The sequence below is a fragment of the Streptomyces himastatinicus ATCC 53653 genome (genome assembly GCF_000158915.1).
GTDB classification, from domain to species: Bacteria; Actinomycetota; Actinomycetes; order Streptomycetales; family Streptomycetaceae; genus Streptomyces; species Streptomyces himastatinicus.
Window position 1 is genome coordinate 5,572,851 of sequence record NZ_GG657754.1, and the last position, 20,001, is coordinate 5,592,851.

15 protein-coding genes are annotated in these 20,001 nt (G+C 61.6%); 10 read left to right on the forward strand and 5 right to left on the reverse strand.

The window, feature by feature from the left end:
• The first annotated feature begins 238 nt into the window (after positions 1-238).
• The 7 genes from SSOG_RS48815 to SSOG_RS23665 all read left to right on the forward strand — a co-directional run bounded on the left by SSOG_RS48815 (position 239) and on the right by SSOG_RS23665 (position 10,446).
• Complete coding sequence (locus tag SSOG_RS48815) at positions 239-1,348, forward strand: NDMA-dependent alcohol dehydrogenase (RefSeq protein WP_009716767.1); 1,110 nt, start codon at positions 239-241, stop codon at positions 1,346-1,348.
• A 101-nt stretch (positions 1,349-1,449) separates the two neighbouring features.
• The gene (locus tag SSOG_RS23640) at positions 1,450-2,070 is read left to right on the forward strand and encodes a Type 1 glutamine amidotransferase-like domain-containing protein (RefSeq protein WP_039938509.1); all 621 of its coding nucleotides are present in this window, start codon (positions 1,450-1,452) and stop codon (positions 2,068-2,070) included.
• Positions 2,071-2,134: 64 nt separating this feature from the next.
• Positions 2,135-4,639 carry a tetratricopeptide repeat protein gene (locus tag SSOG_RS51950; RefSeq protein WP_009716769.1) on the forward strand — a complete coding sequence of 835 codons (2,505 nt, stop codon included), beginning with the start codon at positions 2,135-2,137 and terminating at the stop codon, positions 4,637-4,639.
• 26 nt (positions 4,640-4,665) lie between these two features.
• The gene (locus SSOG_RS23650) at positions 4,666-6,027 is read left to right on the forward strand and encodes a CHAT domain-containing protein (RefSeq protein WP_167542507.1); all 1,362 of its coding nucleotides are present in this window, start codon (positions 4,666-4,668) and stop codon (positions 6,025-6,027) included.
• Entirely contained in the window at positions 6,020-7,360 is a 1,341-nt protein-coding gene (locus SSOG_RS47650) for an aminotransferase family protein (RefSeq protein WP_009716771.1), read from the forward strand. Before SSOG_RS23650 ends, SSOG_RS47650 begins: the two co-directional genes overlap by 8 nt.
• A gap of 64 nt (positions 7,361-7,424) precedes the next feature.
• Complete coding sequence (locus SSOG_RS23660; protein ID WP_078510382.1) at positions 7,425-9,077, forward strand: carbamoyltransferase family protein; 1,653 nt, start codon at positions 7,425-7,427, stop codon at positions 9,075-9,077.
• Between the two features lie 367 nt (positions 9,078-9,444).
• Positions 9,445-10,446, forward strand: coding sequence for a hypothetical protein (locus SSOG_RS23665; RefSeq protein WP_154685975.1), 1,002 nt, complete (start codon positions 9,445-9,447; stop codon positions 10,444-10,446).
• Between the two features lie 234 nt (positions 10,447-10,680).
• Here the strand turns inward: SSOG_RS23665 and SSOG_RS23670 are convergent, their stop codons facing one another.
• From SSOG_RS23670 to SSOG_RS23675, 3 genes are all read right to left on the reverse strand, one after another.
• Positions 10,681-12,255 carry a LacI family DNA-binding transcriptional regulator gene (locus SSOG_RS23670; RefSeq protein WP_009716774.1) on the reverse strand — a complete coding sequence of 525 codons (1,575 nt, stop codon included), beginning with the start codon at positions 12,253-12,255 and terminating at the stop codon, positions 10,681-10,683.
• A 47-nt stretch (positions 12,256-12,302) separates the two neighbouring features.
• Entirely contained in the window at positions 12,303-12,683 is a 381-nt protein-coding gene (locus SSOG_RS48820) for a helix-turn-helix domain-containing protein (RefSeq protein ID WP_078510383.1), read from the reverse strand.
• Between the two features lie 588 nt (positions 12,684-13,271).
• Positions 13,272-13,541: a helix-turn-helix transcriptional regulator gene (locus SSOG_RS23675; protein WP_039938520.1), complete on the reverse strand. Its 270-nt coding sequence runs from the start codon at positions 13,539-13,541 to the stop codon at positions 13,272-13,274.
• 603 nt (positions 13,542-14,144) lie between these two features.
• Here SSOG_RS23675 and SSOG_RS23680 point away from each other — a divergent pair.
• The 3 genes from SSOG_RS23680 to SSOG_RS23690 all read left to right on the forward strand — a co-directional run bounded on the left by SSOG_RS23680 (position 14,145) and on the right by SSOG_RS23690 (position 18,047).
• Positions 14,145-14,528, forward strand: coding sequence for a hypothetical protein (locus tag SSOG_RS23680; RefSeq protein WP_039938522.1), 384 nt, complete (start codon positions 14,145-14,147; stop codon positions 14,526-14,528).
• A gap of 88 nt (positions 14,529-14,616) precedes the next feature.
• On the forward strand, positions 14,617-16,074 hold the full coding sequence (locus SSOG_RS23685) for an ATP-binding protein (RefSeq protein ID WP_009716776.1): 1,458 nt from the start codon (positions 14,617-14,619) through the stop codon (positions 16,072-16,074).
• Positions 16,071-18,047 (forward strand): Druantia anti-phage system protein DruA, encoded by a 1,977-nt coding sequence (locus SSOG_RS23690; RefSeq protein ID WP_039938524.1) that lies wholly within the window; start codon positions 16,071-16,073, stop codon positions 18,045-18,047. Before SSOG_RS23685 ends, SSOG_RS23690 begins: the two co-directional genes overlap by 4 nt.
• Positions 18,048-18,161: 114 nt before the next feature.
• Here SSOG_RS23690 and SSOG_RS48825 read toward each other — a convergent pair whose 3' ends face one another.
• Both SSOG_RS48825 and SSOG_RS48830 read right to left on the reverse strand, forming a co-directional pair.
• Complete coding sequence (locus tag SSOG_RS48825; protein WP_245606363.1) at positions 18,162-19,208, reverse strand: hypothetical protein; 1,047 nt, start codon at positions 19,206-19,208, stop codon at positions 18,162-18,164.
• Positions 19,209-19,351: 143 nt separating this feature from the next.
• On the reverse strand, positions 19,352-19,918 hold the full coding sequence (locus tag SSOG_RS48830) for a DUF4365 domain-containing protein (protein ID WP_078510384.1): 567 nt from the start codon (positions 19,916-19,918) through the stop codon (positions 19,352-19,354).
• Positions 19,919-20,001 lie beyond the last annotated feature (83 nt).

Here is a 20,001-nt window from a genome sequence, read left to right on the forward strand (position 1 = left end):
CGCTACGCTTCCGCAGCGCAACTGGCAGCAATCTCTTTGAGTCTGAATCTTAAGGTCGGCGTGTTGGTGGTCTCCTCTTGATCGTTACCAAAGATCGATTACCAGATCAAGCAGGAGATCTCGAGTATGCCGCGGCAACTGTCCGAGGCGCGCTTACCGTGCGCTTACGGGTTGCTTCGGGCAGACCTCGTGGCTGGTACCGACAGGCCCCTAGCGGCGTATCCAATGGAGGCGGACGGTGCGGACGAGGGCTGCAGTCCTGACGGGGCCTGGTCAGGATTGGGATGTGGTCGACCTGAAGTTAGACGAGCCCAGGGAAGGTGAAGTCCTCCTTAGGCTGGAGGTCGCTGGCCTTTGCCACTCCGACGAGCACCTCAAACACAGCGATGACGCGCGCTTTCCTGTGGTGGGTGGTCATGAGGGCGCCGGGGTGGTTGAGATGGTGGGTGCGGGTGTGTCTCATGTACGCCCGGGTGATCACGTAATTTGTTCGTTCATTCCGGTCTGCGGTCATTGTCGGTGGTGTTCGACCGGGCGTACTTTTCTCTGCGACCAGTCCCCGGACCTTGTGGGGGCGATGAGGGACGGGTCTTTTCGGTTTCATGGCGGTGGGCTCGACTTCGGTGCGATGGACAGCTTGGGAACGTTCTCTCGACATGCCGTGATCTCCGCGAACAGCTGTGTTCCCATCGACAAAGATGTGCCCTTTGGCGTCGCGGCCCTGCTCAGTTGCTGTGTACCGACAGGCTGGGGGGCGGCGGTTCGCGTCGCGGATGTACGTCCGGGCGATGTCGTCGTCGTCTTTGGCTGTGGGGGAGTGGGCTGCAACGCTGTTCAAGGCGCTGTCGGCGCAGGGGCTGGTCAGGTGGTGGTGATCGACCCAGTGCCGGCTAAGCGGGACTTCGCGCTATGCATGGGGGCGACCGCCGTCTACGCAGATGCGGGATCGGCGGCAGACGAAATCGCGAGGAGTACCCGCGGAGTTGGGTCGGACATCGCGATTGTGACGGCGGGTGTGGTCGACGCCCAGATCGTCAGTTCGGCATTCGGCATAACCCGGAAAGGAGGGACGATCGTCTTGATCGGTGCCCATGACCGATCGACCGAAATGACGGTGAAGCTGCCCGGAACCCTACTCACAGTCGAAAGCAAGCGCGTCGTCGGGTCGCTCTACGGTGGCTGCAATCCTCGGAGTGATATTCCCCTGCTGCTTCGAATGTATCAGGAGGGGAAAATTCTGCTGGATGAACTTATATCCGCCGAGTATCAGCTTGATGAAATCCGTCAAGGGTATGCCGACATGCATGCGGGGAAGAATGTGCGTGGTGTCGTAGTACATAATGGTTAGCGCTGTCCGTCGGAAGGTGGCGGCAAGGCTGTCCGGGTCATTCCACCGCCCCGCCTTTCTGGTGACTTCTATGTCAAAAGATCAATTTTGGAGTGTGCTGCATGGTGTCGCGTGATCTGCTTCTCGTTTCTCTGGGACTCGGTGCTGTAGCTGAATTCGTTGGAGGAGAGCTGGCGGGCAAGAGGTTGGCTTTCGTACCTGACGCGGGCGCCCCCTACGAGGATCGCTCGTTCGTTGAGCGGGATCGGTCACTTCTGAGCCGAATGGGATTCGACCTGCTGGAAGTAACTCTTGATGGAAAGACGGCAGTTGAACTGCGCTCCGAGCTGGCGGACGTGGATGTGGTGTTTGTTGCGGGAGGAAATTCCTTCTACTTGTTGGAGAAAGCCGTGGCGAGCGGCTTTGGGGAAGTGCTTGGCGAGTTGCTCGACCACGGTGTCAAGTACATCGGGGCCAGTGCCGGTGCCATCTTGGTTGGCCCCGATCTGCGGCCCGTATCTACCCTCGATGATCCCGCGGAGGCGCCAGGCCTCGAAAACCAACGAGGGCTTGGCCTCGTTGACTTCGTGGTTCTACCACATTACGGGAACGAGAAGTACCTGCCGGAGTATGAGGCCATCATTAGCCAGTACGAGGGCGAACTGACTCTCGTACCTCTGCGAAACGACCAAGCGGTATGGGTTCGAGGGGACAAGTACGAGGTCACCAGTTCTGCAGAGTAGCCCCTCCCAGCGGCGGCGGGTCATCGGGCGTGGTCGCGGAATTTGTGGTCGAAGGAGTCCGTAGGTGCCGGAAGTCAGTGAGGCAGTAACAGTACCCGTCCAGTCCAACCTTCCCTTGCGTCGTTATCGCAGCCTGGTTGGACGGGAAAATGTGGTCCGGCATGCAATTGATATCCTGGACGAGGAACATCCCGCCGAGAACGTCTTGATCTACGGCCCGGCCGGCTCCGGCAAGACATCCGTCGCCATCGAAGCCGTCCACCGTATGACCGCCGTGAAGCCGCAAGACCGGCACCTGCATTTTGACGCACTGGTCTGGCTCTCAGCCCGACCAGCGATTCTGACCGTGGACGGCGTGCTGCGATCACCGCTGGTCTGCGGAACATTGAGCGACTTCGTCACTAATATCTGTGCAGTTCTTGGGCGGACCGATGTGATGCGGGCATTGCCCGACGAACAACCTGCGTTGCTGCGTGCTGCACTGTCCCAGAAGTCGACCCTGATCGTCGCCGACGACCTTGACGAGGTCGAGGACGAAAGAGTGCTCTCCTTTCTGAGCTCACTTCCTGGTGTCTGCCGTGTACTCGCAACCGCGAGGTCGCAGCTCGACTTCGGGAAGCCTGTCCGGCTCGGCCCGCTCTCGTTCCCGGAAGTCCAGGACTTGCTGCGGCAGATTCAGGACGGGGAGGACATCAGACTGTCATATGCCGAGGCAACACGGCTGCACGAACTTTGCGGCGGTATACCCCTGGCGATCGTCTGGGCTGTGAACCTGGTGCGGCTGGGTTACGACGTTTCGCACATACTCGACAATTTCGGCGAGACGACTAGCGATCTCCTTAAGTTCTGTTTCTTCAAAGCATGGGACTCCGTTCAGGGGACACCCGTCGGCGAGCTCTTGGTCGCGATTGCCCTGTTCTCGGACGGAGCCTCACTTGAGCTTGCCCGCCGGACGTCCGGTCTGACCGACCGGCGATTGGATTTCGATCGTGCACTGGTGAAACTACGGCGACTCGGAGTCCTGGAGGCTACCGCCACGCGATTGAATCTTCTACCTATGACAAGGACGTACATCATGGGAAGCATCATGCCTCAGCCATCCGGCTCCGACGGGGACGATGTCCGGACCCGCTGGGTGGACGCCCTTGCCGACCACGTTGCGCGAAGCCTTGCCCAGCCGCGATGGCAGGATTGTTTTGACCTGCTGGAGGTCGAACGCGCCAACATTGAGAGTTTATTTGAGTGGGCGCGCACTCGTCAGAACGAGACGGTGTACGCCCGGGCCTCGGCGCTCTACTCGGATGTGAGCTACTTCTTATTCTGCCGTGGGTACTGGAGCCAGTTGGTGGACCACGGTAATTGGGCACTCCCCGCGCTTCGTGCGCAGGGTCTGGGCGAGGAATACCTGACTGTACTGCTGACGTGGGTCTCCAGGGTCCACCTGTTGCGTGGAGACGAGGTAAACCTACGCGCCTGCTTCGATGAGGCAACGGACTTCGTCGCAACCTCACCGCCGGATGCGCGGCTGCTCTACGAGGCGATCATCGATTACAACCGGGTGACTCATCTCAACCCGCAAGCTGGCGAACACAATGCGCCCTCGAGCGTGCAGAAGCTCCGCAGAGTTGCCGACGTATTCCGTGAGCTCGGCCGGGACGAGTGGTTCGCACGCGTTGTAAACCGACTTGGCAACATGCTCTCCGCATCCCAGGACTCCGATGCCGCCATCGAGGCATTCACCCAGGTCATCGACGCCTCCGAGCCGTATCTGGCCTTGGCTTGGGGGAAGGACATGACCGGCATCAGTAAGGGAAATCTCGGGATTCTCGCCAATCGGCAGGGCAGGTACGAGGAGGCCATTCCCCTTCTGCATCAATCGCAGAATCTCGTGGCCCAAGCCATGGACGGCGCTGTCGCACTCATGGAACTGGCCATCGCGCACTATCACCTAGGGCAACGTGCGCAAGCCCTCGCACTGGCAATCCAAGCGCGTACCGCAGCCGCGGCACTCGACCTGGCTGTCAGTATCGCGGAGTCCGACACCTCATGGGAAAAGGAGGTGCTGCCGCAGTTGCTGGCGGAGTCGGCCACCGCACGCGCCAACGTTAACGCAATCGCTCTCGACCCGGAAACAGTCGAGCAGATCGACCAGCTACTTCAGCAGGCCACCGAGGGTGGTATGGCGGATCTGAGTTCTGTGCATCTCGAAGAGCAACTGGGAATACAACTACAGGAACTCGTTCTCGAAACCGCCGCAACAGCGACACCGCCTCCCCAATGGGCAAGCGGCGACTACGGACCACTCAACCTGGGCCGACGCTTCATCGAGTACCACAAGGAATCCATTCGATCTCAGCTGTGTCTGCCCAACTGCCAGGGTCTCAAGCCGGAGTATGCCCAGTCGTTGTCGTTCCGCAACGGAGAAACGGGCGGCCTCCTACCGCTAGTGGTGAGTCTCCTCGCCACATTGAACTCAATCGAGCCAGCAATGGCGGTTCCGGTGGTAGCCGTCTTTGTCGCCCTATGGCTGGCTCGCGTGGATCTCGACAGGTTCTGTCGACAGATGTGACAGGGCGGGGGCGGTGGTGGCTGCAGATGGCTGACTATTTTGTCGAACCTGCGCGTTTCGCCGCACCGGCGGTGGCCGAGCTGACTCAGCAGGCACGTCTGCTGCGCCTTATCCCCGGGACTGCCAACAGCCTGGGGTTCGCCCGACCGAAAGCCCGCGAGCAGCTCGTTGAGTTCGGCCGGACGGCCTTCCGGGTGCTGTCGGACGGCGCGAAAGGTGAACTGCCCGAGCGCGGCCGTTTCGCCGCCCATCTGCTATCGGCGGTGTTGCTTCCCCAAGACCGGTTGTGGCTTCCCGCGGATGGCCCCGCGAGCCAGGTGCCTTGGGAAGCTGCTCGCGATGACGAAGGTAACTGGTTGTGCCGGGACCCTGCGTTGTCCCTCGTCCATCGCACCCGTTGGGGTGTGTACGCACGCCCTGAACACGTGGCGCCCGCCCGCCCGTCGGTTCTTGTCGCGACGGCGATGCCCCGAGGCCTGCCCAGCGCGAACGTTGAGCTGCAACGGCAGCAGCTCACGGCATTGGCCACCCGGTTCGAGCATGCGGAGGGCATGTTCCACTGGTCGGAGAACCGGGATCTCGGCCTCATACGACAGGAGGTGGCCGAACGCCGCTGCGACATCCTGCACGTTGTCGCACACGGGAGGCCGGGCAAGATTCTCTGGGAGGACCAGCACCACGCTGTTGTCCCTTACGAGGCCGAGGAGTTCTGCGACCAACTGGCCGGCCTGAGACTGAGCCTGGTGGTACTGAGCGTGTGTGACTCGGCCAGTCCGCCACCGCGCGGACGCTCACTGGCGGCGTCGATCACGGACCGGCTTGCCCACGCTGCCGTCGGTATGCGAGCAACCCTCGACGAATCAGCGGCAGCGCTCTTCGTCGGCGCCTTCTACGAGGGCCTGCTCGCGCACCCCGGCACGAGTCTTGATGAGATGGTTCACCGTGGCCGTCAGGCCCTGTGCCAAGCGTCGACGGAAGGAAAGGTAGACGCGGTTCAGTGGGTTCTGCCCACGCTGGTATGCCGTGACGGGGCATTGAGATTCAGCGCTGGTAGATCACAACGGCCACAGGCGACGCCAATCCCCCCAGTTGTGCCCCGTAGCCCCGCCGAGCTGCGCCTGCCGGACGGATCCCGGATACCTCTGGTTCGAGCCCGGACGATGATCGGTCGCAGCAATAGGGCGGACATCACGCTCTCGTGCTCATCGGTCAGACCGTTCCATGCGGTCATCGAAGCGACTCCAGGTGGGTACGAACTACGGGATCTCAGCATAGGTAGTTCATCCGTCAACGGGGCCTGGGCCGACCAGATCGGGCTGTCGAACGATGACTTACTCGCTTTCGGCTCGTTTGTCTGCCGATTTGTAATGGAGGAGAGCGGTGACTAAACGCCGGGGTGGCCTTCTTCATGGAGATTGGTCCGGTACATGGCCCGTCGCGGAGACCGGTGCGGGGGTGTACTTGTACGACCGTGACGGACGCCAGTTTCTCGACGCCGTTGGAGGCGCACACGTCGTCACGATCGGACACGGCGTGAGTGAGATCGCCAACGCCATGGCCGAACAGGCACGTAAACTGGCTTATGCCAGTTCGCGAACCTGGGTAAATGAACCGCAGCTGGAACTCGCGGAATTGATCAGATCGCGCACACCTCCAGGCCTGGTATGGGTCTACTTCACCAGCAGCGGTTCGGAAGCGGCAGAGATGGCGATGCAGTTGGCCCGGCAATATCACCTGGAGCGGAACGAGCCAGAGCGCCATAGAATCATCGGCCGGTGGCACAGCTATCATGGCGGCACCCTAGGAGCAGTCGGCATGGGGGGCCATGCCGTCCACAGGTCGCGCCTCGAACCGTACCTGCCGCGTGCCCGGCATGTGGCGTCGCCGCAATGTGCCCATTGTCCATTCGATCTGAATCATCCCTCGTGCGAGATCAAGTGCGCGACCGATCTGGTCGACGCGATTGAGCATGCTGGCCACGAGACAGTGGCCGCATTCATCGCCGAACCCATTGGGGGTACAACAAGCGGTGCCCTCGAGCCGCCCACCGGATATTATGAATCGATTCGATCTATTTGTGACGAGTACGGAATCCTGTTCATTGCGGATGAGGTCGTCACTGGATTTGGGCGAACAGGTAGGGACTTCGCGATCCAGCATTGGAATGCGATACCAGACTTGATTTTGTGTTCCAAAGGATTGGCGAGCGGATATGCCCCTTTGGGTGCCGTTGTGGTGCATGAGCGTGTCGCTGACACCATCAGGGACGGTACTGGAAGCGTTTCCTTGAGAATGACGTACTCAGGGCATCCAGTGAGCTGTGCGGCTGGTCTGGCCGTGCAGCGCCATATAGCGGACCTGCATCTTGTTGACCGGTGTGCATCTATGGGCGACTATCTCAAGGAACGCTTGACCGAGATGGGCAAGGCATCCGCGTTCGTCTCAGAAGTGCGGGGCCGTGGACTTCTGCTGGCCGTGGAGTTGGCCGCCGAGCCGGACAGGGGTGTGGCGTTCCCCAGGATCGAACGGGCACAGGAACGTGTCGTTGCCGAGGCGTTTCGCCGGGGCATGCTGTTGATGGGTGGCAGCGGTACGGCCAGTTCGCCGGACGGTGACCATATCTTGATCTCGCCACCGTTCATCCTCACCGAAGCAGAGGGCGATCTTCTGGTGGAACTGCTTCAGCAGAGCATTGCAGCAGCATTGGTCGAGGGGCACTGATAGCTGAGAGCAGTCTTCCCGTAGCGGAAAATCTATTCACCTGCATCAAGGGGGAAGGTGGGAGATGAGCTATATCGTAGCAGGCCTCGCAATTGGTCATGATTGCGGCTGCGCTCTGATACGTGACGGTCGACCAGTAGTCGCGATATCCGAGGAGCGTCTCGATCGGCATCGTCATTCCGGTTTGTGGACCTCTTCGCTTATCTACTGTCTTCAGTACGCGGGTATCCAACTTCAAGACGTCGACCTGTTCGTCTTCAGTAGTGGCGGCCCTGATCTTCCCGCAGGCTACGACGGGGGGCTGTCTTCGCTCGGCGTCGACAAGAGTCGTGTCGTGACAGTCGACCACCATCTGTCTCACGCGTTCGGGGCCTTCTGTCTGTCTGGCTTCGAGGACGCCGCAGTGCTCGTTCTCGACGCGGTAGGAAACTCGGAGGACACGGAGAGCGCCTATGTTGCTTCCCGGCATGGCATAGACCGTATCTCTGACCGTGACCCGGCTCGCCCGCGCTACAAGGGTATCGGTTCTACCTACGAGGCATTCACGAACTTCCTCGGATTCAATGACGAGGAGTCTGGCAAGACAATGGCGCTGGCCGCCTACGGCGAACCCAAGCGCTTTGATGCGCCGCTGTTCGACTTCGTCGGCGGCAGGATCATGGGCCAACTAAACCAGACCCACCACTGGGGGGTCCTGGAGTTTGCTCGGGAGAATGGGCTTGCATTCGGTGAACCGTTCGATGCCGGCCAGTCACAGGGCAGCCGTGATGTGGCGGCCTATGTTCAGCAGGAGACTGAAAGAGCGTTGCTCGAGCTGATCGGTGATCTACTGAGGCGCACTGGGGCCAGGCGTCTCTGTATCTCCGGCGGTGTAGCGCTCAATTGTGTCGCCAACGAACGGATTCGCCGTGAGTATCCACAGGTTAATCTGTTCGTGCCTCCTCCGGCTTCTGACACAGGACAGCCGCTCGGTAACGCGCTTTACGGCCACTGGTACGGTTCAGGAGAGATGCCAGCCGCACATCGGGTATCCTCCTCGTTCGGCCAAGAGTACGGTGAGCAGAGCATTCGTCGCGCGCTCGCCAAATTCCCGGATACGCTTACTTATGGCCGCCTCTATCGTTACCAATTCGAGTATTTTACAGAGTCTGACCCGGCTCGCACCGCAGCTCAGCTCCTTGCGGACGGAGCGGTCATTGGATGGTTTCAGGGCGGCAGTGAACTAGGGCCTCGTGCTCTCGGTCATCGCAGCATTCTGGCGGATCCGCGGGACGTCAGGATGCGAACCTACGTGAACTCTGCCATCAAACACCGGGAGTGGTTTCGGCCCTTCGCTCCCAGCATCCTCGCGGAGGAGAGTCACCGTTACACCGGGGATGATGTAAACCGTCTGTTCATGCTGGAGAGCCCGACAATCCTGGAGTCAGCTCGAGCCGACATCGCCAGCGCGATCCACGTGGACGGCACGGCACGTGTGCAGTGCGTGATGCCTGAACAGCAGAGATTCCACCGTCTCATCAGCGAATTCGCAAAGATGACCGGAGTTCCTGCGCTGCTCAATACCTCGTTCAATGTGCGGGAACCCATCGTCGAAACCCCAGGACAAGCCTTGGGAACCTTCCTTTCCAGCGGGTTGGACTATATGGTGATGGAGAATTTTGTGGTTTCAAAAAAGGAGCGACCGATGAGGAATTGGGGCAGCGTCGATGGCGCTTGACAGGTCTCTGTCATTATGGCGAGGGTTCCCGGGCGAGTCTGCTGAGCAACTGAAGAGTCAAGCCATCCGTGTGCTTGCCGAGGCTGCGCAAGGCGGTCAGAAATTCGGACGTCGGAGTGATGTCTCTCTCCGCAAGCTCCGGGCCGACACGGATGGACGCAGCACATGGTTGTACCTCCCGCCCGGTCCAGAGCGTGCGCTCGGCAAGGCCATTGCTCAACTGCGCGCAGGACAGGGGTCTCCGTACGAGATCCTTGAGAGCGTGGGGGGGCTAGTCATTGGTTCGGCCAGGGCCTCCGTGGAAGGGGTCATACTGTCAGGCGGTTCACACTGTGACGTTCTGCTCCAGGCGCACGGAAAAGACTCTGTGATCACCAAGGTGATTTCCAAACATGGGACGTCGAACGGTACGGACGGACTGCATCGCCACCGGAACGAGGCCGAGTGGCTTGCTCTTGTCGGGGCGGAAAGTGATCTGTTCCCGAGGGTGCGACTTGTGCAGGAGGATGCTGAGTCGTACGCGTTCGAGATGGATTTCTTTCCCGGTTACTCGGCTGCCGAACTGATATTTCAGCGAAGGATCTCCGGGAGTCGGCTCGCGAAGATTCTGGTCCGGATTTACGAAGAACTCCGTTCCAGCTTATATTGTCGGCCGCCGGTGCTGATCGGTAGGGTAGACCCGGATGAGAATTACGTGGCTAAGGTTCGGCGGCGCTGCGATTTGACACGTGCTGCGCTGAAAGGTGCCGATACGCCGCTCGGTGCCGTGCTTGGAGCCGACCTTATCCGGGTGAATGGCAGGCTGTGTCCCTCGCTCCCCGATCTGCTGTTGAGGATCGAGACGGACCCTTTCTGGCAGCCGATCGTCCGGCCCCGGAGGGTCCACGCCTGTCATGGAGATCTAATCCTCGAGGATATCCTTGTAGGTCCCGGTCCGGCATATGAGGTCATGCTCATCGACCCGAATCCCTATAATCAGTACGGCCTCCTGGATCTGGCGAAGACTATGCTTTCGTTGTGGATCGGATACGAATTCATCTACTTCGATTTCTTCGAGGTTGCCGTCGAGGCTGGCGGATCCGAAGGCTGTGTTTCGGTGGACGTGATCGTTGATGCGAATGATTTCCAGAAGGAGTACGCCGAAGCGGCAGAGGGTTTTATGTGGTATGCGAGAAGCGAATTGTCCGGGGTTCTGGGGTTGCCGAAAACTGCCTTTGACAGACTTGTTCGCATGGCGGCGTCTTTAGCCGCTCTTGCAATACCGGCGTTTCATCTCATACGGCACAACCGGCCTGACCGTGCGCTGGCGTTTGCGGCATTGGGAATCTTGCACGCCTCATACGCCTTGGATGGTGACGCGCCGCAGTGACAGTTTCTGCTTGACTCAACCGTGTGCGAGGAGGGCCGAGTGCACGGTGCACGGCCCGGTAAGCGGCTTGTTCTGCCGGCTGCTGGCTGGCAGTCGGCGGATGCCGCCTGTGTTGCCGGAGTCGACGCCACCGACACCGCCAGCAGTTCGATTACGAGGGGATCCAGGGGCTCGTCGTGGACGTCGCCTGCGCTGTCGCGGAGACAACCACCATGTTCGCCGAGATGAGCCTGCTCAACCAGCTTGAGATCCTGCGGGAATTCTCGGCCCAGCAGAGGATCGTTGGCGAGGAGGTTGGACCGTGGACGCGCGTGCGTGCAGGAGATCGTTGAGCATGCGCACCGGAGACGTTGGACACAGGGTCAGTCGGGCGTCGAGGGCTGCCTCCCACTGCTCGGTCAGGCCGAGCTTGAGGCGTTTGCGCATGCCAGGGGTGACGTGGGCGTAGCGTGCGGAGACCGAACCGTCGATGTGGCCCATGCGGTCGTCCATGAGGACCTTCTCGGTGCCGAGGTCCTCCATCATGGTCCGGTGGGTGTGGCGGAGTCCATGGGGTGTGAGGCCCTTGGCGATCGGGAGCCAGCAGGCGTCAGCTCGGTCGCTGGCCCCGCGCCCTCGGGCCGGGATGCCGGGCCACGGCTCGCCGAGCAGAGGTACGGGGCGAGCCTCCTGTGGTGCCTTCTTCGGGTACCAGCCGGAGACCGCCGGGGTGAAAAGCCAGGTCGCGAAGCCGTTTCGGCGCCAGTGAGCAGCGTGCTCCGACCCCGCGCCGCCCCGTACGAACCCCAGGTCCGCGATGGCCTGCTCCACCCTCACCCGCTTGAGCTCGGTGACGCGGTCGGGGTGGTTGAGGACGTTGGACACCGTGCCTGTGGAGACTTCCGCGCGGCGCGCGACGTCGACGAGCTTCGCGCCTTGGTGGCCGCCGGTGCGAGCCGTGCTCTGGCCTCGGAAGACGTAGGTCTTGCCGTGACACGGGCAGGGTGTTGGTTTCGTGCGGGCGACGAGGTTGGCGACCAGGGCCGACAGCCAGTCCATCGCGTCGATGGCGCGATAGCTATCGTCCTTGGGCGGGCAGCGCACTAGCTCGCCGGTGTCGAGTTCGTACAACTGCCACTCGACGCGGATGGAACCGGGGCGGGCGAACTCCGTCTCCAGGCCGACGATTTCGCCCCAGCGCATGCCGGTGTACCCCTTGAGGACGGCGGCGACGAACTCGTCGTCGCGGCCGGAGAGCAGGGCGGCCCGTTCGGCGGTTAGCAGGATGCCGAGCGGGTCGGTGACGACCTTCTCCGGACCACGTTCGCGGGAGCGGCCGGCGCGCTTGCCGCGTCCGCGGCGCTTGGCCGCCGGGTTGGATGTGAGCAGGCTTTCCTCGATCGAGTCCTCGAAGATCAGATGGAGCGTCGAGCGCCAGGTCTTGACGCTGGAGGCCGCGTACATGGCCTTCTCCTTCTTCTCCCACTGGTCGACGTCCGTACGCAGGATGCTGGCGAGCGCTTTGTCCTCGAAGTCGGGGAGCAGGTGCTCCTCGATGTGCCGCTTGTAGTTCTGCATGGTCGAGGCGGCCAGGTCCTGGGTCTCGTACCAGCGGTTGGCGTACTCGCCGAAGGTCTCCTGTCCGAGTGCCGGGTCGCGCCAGTCGCCGCGCCGGTACTTGTTCTCGGCCTCGCTCGCGGCGCGTTGAGCTTCGCCCCTGGAAGCGAATCTGATCGCCTTGCCGTTCTCGTCGACGACCGTGAGGTGCTTGCCGGGCGCGGTCTTGAATCGGCCGCGCCAGTAGTTCTTGCGCCTCTCCGCGAAACCCAACTTCCGTCTTCCTCTCCTGCTCTCGTGGCTTGTGGCTGGACACGGTGCTACGCGACGGTCTCGCACTGGGTACGACGCGGCGGCCGGGCCCGCAGTCGTCCCGTCGTCGGGGCCGTAGTTGGCCGAGGAGGCTGGGCGGCACGAGTTCGTGCAGCGGGAGGCGTGGAAGCTGCTGCAACGGCCGCTGCGTTGCCAGCGGATCGCGTCGGGCATTCTTCGTAGAGCTGGATGATCTCGGCGAGGTGCCGGGCGGTAAAGCGGTAGGCGCGACCGATACGGGCGTGCGGAATGAGGCCACGTTGGGCGCGGTCCTTCACCCACCAGGCGGAACAGCCGAGGGCTTCGGCGATCTCCTCGGGGCGGTAGAGGCGGGGCAATGAGGCTTGGCTCTCGGTGCTGGGGTGGTGGTGTACGAAGGCAGGGAGCATCGACGCGCGGTGCAAGGAGAGGGGATCCTTACTCGATTGGGAGCTCTTGGTCAGCGACGCTGGACGGGGCATCGTTACGAGGCGCTCAGCCTCTGCAGCAGCACGAGGGGCGAGACGAGTAGGGCTTGGCCAAATTGGCCGCCTCAGGCATTGCCTATCGGGGTCCACCGCCCGGTTCGTGGGCGGTCTGGGCCGGAGACCACAGGGAGTCTTCCGCTTGCCGTCTGCTGGGTAGGGGCGCTCCACGCCAGGCCGCCGAGATCGAGTCGATGGCGAGCACGGGGCACGGCGATGTAGGCAAGGCGGGCATCTGCGTCGCTTACCTGTTCCGGAGCCTGATCGGCTGCGTTTCTGCCAATGTCGATGCCTTGCGGCTGAGGAAACTCGTTGCCGATTTTCACGGTCGGAGGAGGATGCAAAGAGCACATGCGGGCGAAGCTCTCAGCCAACACGCCGTATGGGCAGCACCTGGGTCAGCTGATCCCCCAGGCGGATCAAAGTGGGGCGACAGTAGTGCGAATAATCGATCTTACATTCGATGTAGCGTTGCCGGTTCGGGTGATTTGCCGCCGGTGTCGGTGACCCGGGTCACTCCACGGCGACTCCGGGTCGGGCGTGCTCGTGGCAGAGGGCGTCGACGTCGAAGAGTTCGTCGAACCGCGTGTCTAGGGCGTGTGCGAGTGCATGCCAAGTCTTGAGCGCACCGATGGTGCGTTCTACCTTGATTTCAATCACAGCGCGTCTCGCCAGGCCGCCGCGGGCCGCCAACTCGTCGTAGCTCCACCCACGCGCGGCCGGCAGAGGCGCCAGCTCCGGCCGTAGCGCGTTGAGATCCGGGTCGGGTGGAAAGATCGTCACCCGTCCATCCGGAGGTGCAGAGGCCTGCCCTGTCGGTGCAGGCCTCTGCCCTGATTCCCGGCGTCGTCGCGACAGCGGGAGGGCAGGGGGCTGCACTACCGCGGCGGCTCCCCAGTCGGAGAGGAGGAGGGAGCAGCACGGGATCAGGAAGGAGTGATATGGGCTTATGCGACTTCTGAGCGGCCGGCCGGTGGCTGTGCCATCAGCCCGATCGGCGGCGCTGCTGAGCGCGGCTGCCGTTGACACCGCCGCCACCGCGGGTGCGCCGCCCATCCGCCTGCTGCTGGGCCGTGAGTGCGGTGGGCAGGTGTGGCGGCTCGCCGACGCCTGCGGTGCTTGTGCCGCGACAACGGCACAAGCCGCCGTCGTGTCCAACACTGTTTTGGCTGGGCCGCCTGGACTGGCTTCTGCCGCAGGTTCGCCGTCCCCGGCGGCCCATGGGGCCAGATGAGCGTGTCCGGGTCCCTCAGTGATCTGGCTGCTGCCCGCGAATCTCCGCGAAAGTAGAAGTTTCTCTCGCGAGAGACGCCCCGCACAGGATCCTTGAGGTCGTAGCCGACAGACTCGGACCTCCTCCACTTCTTCATCAGCCATGATGCTCACATGACCACCATCCAGTCGCCCGCAGAGATCATGACCCTGCTAGAGCGCCTCACGGGACAGAAGATTGCCGCGCTCCAGGTGCTCGGCATCAACTCGCTCAAGACCTTCTCGCCGCCTCCGGAAGCGCTGGTGGGGGAGGCAGTGACAGCAGTGGGTATCCTCAACCGCAGTATCAGCATCGACACCGTCAGCCATGTCATTACGTTCGATCTTCAGCGCACCGGTCGAGTCGTCCCGCTTGAGAACGCACAGGCGTACAGACCCGTTGCGGGGGTCAGTCGACCCACCGTGCGCCTGCTGATGGCCGACGGATCAGGGCTGGACCTGAGTGAACCAGCCCGGACCAAGCGGATCACGGTCTCAATCGCGGCCAGGTCCGCATGACCCCTGTCGCGCCGAAATGATCTACTTCCCAGGCCGCCTCGATGCAGCTACTCTCGACGCAGGCATCTGAGCAAGTCAGGGAGCGGGGATGGGCCAACAGACGCACCGTAAGGACGACCTCCTGGTCGCCTCCAACTTCATCCGAGCGGTCCGCGAGTCGGGCTACGTCAGCCTCTCGACCGCACTCGCAGAACTCGTCGACAACTCAATCCAAGCGGCAGCGGACCAAGTCGCGATCACGATCACGCGGGCTAAGGCCGGCGATGATCCGGAGATTCAAGTTGAGGACAACGGCGAAGGTATGACCCGCTCCGGAATCGAGGCCTGCCTCCGTTTCGGTGGCTCGTCCCGCTTCGATGGGCGGCGATCGTTCGGTCGCTTCGGTATGGGGCTGCCTGCTGCGTCACTCAGCCAGGCTCGGCACATCGAAGTGACCTCTTGGCAGAACGGTCGGAGTGCAAACCGGGTCACTTTGGATGTCGATGCGGTTTCCACCGGAATTCCAGTTGATCTGCGCCCTCGCCGTCAACCTGGCAGCACGGTGGGCTCGGGGTGTCGAGTGGTGTGGCGGAACTGCGACCGTATCGAGTACCGCCGCCTTGCCTGGCTCGAGCGGGCCCTACGTCGGGATCTCGGACGCCTGTACCGCCGCTTCCTGGGCGATGACAGACTCAGCCTGACCATCAATGGAAAGCGGGTCGATCCAATCGATCCCATGTTCCTCACGACGCAAGTCGAGGGGCACAGCGCGCGACTGGCCTTCGAGCCGCTCCGCTATGAACTTGCCGCTTCGTCGGGTGAGACCGCTTTCGTCACGGTGCGCTTCGCGATGCTGCCGGTTCACCACTGGCATCATCTGGACAACGCGACTAAGCGGCGCACGGGCATCGTTGGTGGAGCCGGCGTCTCCATCCTTCGTGCTGGCCGGGAGATCGCGAGTGGTTGGCATCTCATGGGCGCGAAGCGCAAGGAGAACTATGATGACTGGTGGCGCTGCGAGATCGACTTCGACCCCGTCCTGGATGAGCACTTCGGCATCACCGTGAACAAGCAGGGCATCCGACCATCGCAGGAACTTCAAGAGGCCCTTGGGCCGGAGCTGGAGTCGATCGCCCGGCTGCTTGGCTCACGCGTGCGCCAAGCCTTCGAGGAGGTCAAGTTCCAAGCCGCAACAGAGGCATCATGCCGGATAGCGGAGGCCGCGGACGTTGACCTGCCCGTCATACGGTCAGCTGGAAAGGGCTCAGGTGCCCTCAGTTACCGGATCGAATCCAAGCAGCTTCCGGTCGAGACGATGTTCACCTCGGCCCTGAAGCGGCGCACGCTCGACGTCACGCTCAACGTTGACCATCCAGCCTTCGCTGCGCTGTACCGCCCCCTCCAGACGCTGAGCGACGAGGCAGGAAGAGATCTGCGTACTGCACTCGAACTGTTCGTCCTGTCCTTCGCCCGTACCACGACTCTCCTGCTCCGCGACGGCCAAAACTGCGACGATCTCCTGCGAGTATGGAGCAAAACCTACGGACGGATGCTCCAGAAGTCATGAATGAAGAGGCCAAGCCAGTTGTCCTCAGCCTACCCGCCGACGCCTCTCGCCAGGAACGGCAAGCGTTCAACCGCCTCTGCGCCCTGCTTGCTGAGGGCCCTGCCGGCTCCGCGGACGTCAACGGTCACGATCAGTGGATCAACGCAGCCAAGATCAAGAAGCTGTACGAGCAGCCGCTTCTCGCAGCAGCTGCTCACACAGCCATCGACCTGGTAGATCAAGGCTGGACGATCCAGACCCAAAAGTCCGGGCACATCTTCACCCCGCCATTGGCGAGCCATGACCGTGAGGAGGAGAAGGCTCGGATCCGACGTCAGGAGCATCTGCGTCGCGATGAGCAGCTCAGGCAGAGCAGCGTCCGACGTTTTGTCGAAAGCATGGAGCGCACGCACCAGCATGGCGACCAGTTGGTCTCCATCTTTAACTTGATGCGCGATGGCCGAGAGCTGGCGGACGCGCTACAGCGCACAGGGGCGTGCACAGATGTCATCAACCCGTACGTTCAGGTCGTCGACTCCTCAACTTGCGAGCTGACCGGCTTCAAGCTTCACGACATCTGGCGTTACTTTCGCCACACTTGGTCTAACGCGTACGCGACCGTACCCGGTCGCTCGATGCCGATCTTGATCCGCGATGCAGCCACCGAGTTCCATGCCGTGATCGGACTGGCGGCTATCTCCAGCCCAGTGGTCCAGATTGCCGAGCGTGACCACTGGATGGGCTGGGATACCGATCAGTTCCTTGAGCAGGTACGAGCGGATCCCACCGCTGACATCGCCTCTTGGCTGGCCCAGCGGATCAACACTCAGCAGGAAGAGATCTATGTCGATGATCTTCTGCGGGATGGAATCCTTCAACCGACTGACCTGACATCACCCACACCAGAGGTCATCTCCCGGCTACGGGCTGATGCTGAACGGCATCGTCAGCGCCACCACCAGGCCAGCACCATCGGCGAAGTCCGCAACATTGACCGCGATGCCTGGGTGAATCGGGCTACGACAGATCTATTTAGAAGCAAGCGCTCCTTGGCGCTCTCCGAGACCTTGGAGATCGCCACTTTGCTGGGCGCCTATCTCTCCCCGCCCACGGCAGAAGGACTCGCCAAAGCCTTCTCGGACTCGAAGGCGCGAACGCAGATGCGTCGCGTGGTACGCCGCGCACGAGGGGAGAGGGTCGGCACCGTCATCGCCGACCTCACCGTCTGCGGCGCCGTGGCGCCCTACAACACACTCACGGCAGGGAAGCTTGTGGGGGCGCTGGCCGTCTCGCCCCGGGTACTGACTGCTTACCGCCAGAAGTACGCACGTCCGAGCGAGATCGCCTCCGCGATGGCCGGCCGCCCAATCCTCCGGGAACCCCGCCTCTCATTCATCGGAACCACGTCGCTCTACGGCACTGGCTCAAGCCAATACAACCGGCTGTTCTGGCCTGCAGAGGTCATGGGGGGCAAGAGCGACGCCCGGATGGGGTTCCATGAACTTGGACGGTCGCGCTCCTTCGGAACCTCCCACTTCTCCAGCGAGACCGTCGACACTCTCGTCCGGCTTTCCACGCTGCGCGGGTCGCGCGTTCGGGTCAACAACCTGTTCGGTGAGGGAGTAAGCCCCCGTCTACGCAAAGTGAGGCTAGGAATCGCCGCACTCGGATGGCCCGCCAACGAACTCCTCAGGCACGGGCGTGAACGCATCCTCTACGGTGTTCCGCTGGTCGAAAATCTGCGGAACTACTCCCTCGGTATCGACGAGGAACCGGAGTACTTGCTCGACCCCGACCTGCCAGAGGCAGACGCAAGGGTCGGCAACTGGTGGCTCGAGCGCTGGTGTCGACCGAGAGCGGCACGCCAAGATGTCCTTGAATCCATGCGTGTCCATCGGCTCGTCCGTCCAGTCCAGCACGGCGCCCGGGTACCGCTACCCGTTGGAGACGGAATGCCACCCATCGGCGAGGAAATGCTGCCCATCAATACGTAATTGAATTTACCCGCCGAGCCCCAGCAGCTGTAACAGGACTGGGGCCCAAACCGCCCACCACGTCACGTTCGATATTGCAACCTGGGGCCCAGACACGGTCACGTGCTCGGCCCATTAGGGTTGGTCCGATTCAGGTGTTCCGGGACCCATACGGTGGCGCAGGAAGCTTGAGTCGACTTCGATGTGACCAGATAGACGCCAAGCGCGACGCTCGTAAGCCAGGTCTCCCGTGACAGTAAAAGGAAGTCGCTGCTCGTAAGCCATAATTGCCCAACCATGATCCTCTCCTGCCAGCGGAACATGGACGCGCAGAGTCTTCCCGTTAATCTCCGCTACGACGATTGCGGTACCCGCCTCCTCCTCACTGGGTGTCGATTCATCTCGTACGAGCGACTTCACAGACCCAATCAGGGTTTCACGCCGCACGGGCTCTTCGCCTCTCACGAGCTGCTCTCGAACACTCGGGAGCTCAGCGATCAAATCTCGGTCCAGCACAATGGTTGCCAAACCCACATCTGGCTTACGTTCAGCTGCTGCCCATTCGAAAGACAAGTCAAGCGAACGAAGATGCTCGGGCCGCGACATTTCTTCGAGCGACTCCACTAGCCCAGCACTGAGCCCCAAGCTGCTCGGGGATGCGAAGGCCTCTTGACTCCATGTCTGCGTCAGACGTTTCGTGCTCTCAAGCCCTCTAGCCAGGGTTTCCATGACATGACGAGAGAACGAAATAGTGGGTTGCTCCCGACCGTCCATGGGCGGAGGATCAGCTTCCCCTAGACGGGACACAATAGTGAACACGAAGCTGCCGCGCTTAGTATGACCAAGCCTCACATCTTCATCGAGGAAATCATTCACCGCAGCTGGCCGACGCCCTCTATGTGAGTGATGAGGGTCAGCCGCAGTAGTTGCAGCCGCCTTCATCATCTTGAGGAGCGCCTGCAGCGTCTTTTCAGCCTGCTGGAACGGAATCGTGCCGTCCATCATCTCTTGATCGAGGCGCACGAAAAAGAGATCTGCGCGTGCCGCGATCACGCGCTCCAAAAGCTTCCCAGCGTCCCAATCATGGATGTGTGCGAGTGACTCCAGCGCATCCACGAAGCGTGGTGTGAAATCTGCGAAGTCAGTGGCGAGTGGAATCATGACACGAGGTGCGGTGGCCAAGGGACTCGCAGCGTAGCGCCAGACCTCACGGACCTTCGGCTGTTGCAGCTCGAGCTCCCAATCATGCGAAGCCAAGAATTGGGAGACGGCGGAAGGCGTTAGTGCGGACGCAACCTCACGGTAACTATCAAGCGCGGATCGGGTCACCTCAGACCTCCCTCAGCATCGCCGATTGACTTCATGATGCCCAAAAGCTGCTCGCCTGTGAATAGATTCCGACGAGGCAAGTGGACAGTGTGGTGATCTTTAATCGGGCCATCATGTCTCAGATTTTCCGCCGACTCCCAGAACATTCGGCTACCTGTGAACAGACCGTACTCATTAGCGCGAACCCATGGCTCTGGCTCGCGTGGGATGAGGAGCACGCCGAGGTAGGCAGGAATATACCGTTTCTTACGAGTCAGCTTCTGAAACGGATTAGCCTTCATTTTCCAAGTCATGCTGTCATCTTTGAGCAAACTCTCCTGATAGGTGCACTTCAGTTGAAGTTCGAACTGTGGGCCGTAGTAGCCACGGTACTCTGTCGAGGAGACGATCGTAATATCGACACCCTCGTAATCAGTCTCGTGCGGCTTTATCGAGCAGCCCGCTGCATAGGCAACCATTCGCGTAAATGAAACACTAAAGTGTTCCTGGAGTGCCGTGATCGGCACCTGGCCTTCTGCGAGATCTTCTTCATCCATCTCCCTTTTGATGCCAGCTTCGGGCATATTCCCCCTCCTGATGTCCCTTCGTCGGCGGCCAGAGTAATTTGTGAGAGCCAGAAGAAACGCTGCGCTCGGCAAGCTCTGCG

Excerpts from the sequence above, each read along its gene's own strand:
- SSOG_RS48830 (WP_078510384.1), bottom strand. The coding sequence starts at position 19,918 with ATGCCCGAAGCTGGCATCAAAAGGGAGATGGATGAAGAAGATCTCGCA.
- SSOG_RS23650 (WP_167542507.1), top strand. The coding sequence starts at position 4,666 with ATGGCTGACTATTTTGTCGAACCTGCGCGTTTCGCCGCACCGGCGGTG.
- SSOG_RS23685 (WP_009716776.1), top strand. The coding sequence starts at position 14,617 with ATGGGCCAACAGACGCACCGTAAGGACGACCTCCTGGTCGCCTCCAAC.
- SSOG_RS23690 (WP_039938524.1), top strand. The coding sequence starts at position 16,071 with ATGAATGAAGAGGCCAAGCCAGTTGTCCTCAGCCTACCCGCCGACGCC.
- SSOG_RS23640 (WP_039938509.1), top strand. The coding sequence starts at position 1,450 with ATGGTGTCGCGTGATCTGCTTCTCGTTTCTCTGGGACTCGGTGCTGTA.
- SSOG_RS23680 (WP_039938522.1), top strand. The coding sequence starts at position 14,145 with ATGACCACCATCCAGTCGCCCGCAGAGATCATGACCCTGCTAGAGCGC.
- SSOG_RS48820 (WP_078510383.1), bottom strand. The coding sequence starts at position 12,683 with ATGCTCCCTGCCTTCGTACACCACCACCCCAGCACCGAGAGCCAAGCC.
- SSOG_RS23660 (WP_078510382.1), top strand. The coding sequence starts at position 7,425 with ATGAGCTATATCGTAGCAGGCCTCGCAATTGGTCATGATTGCGGCTGC.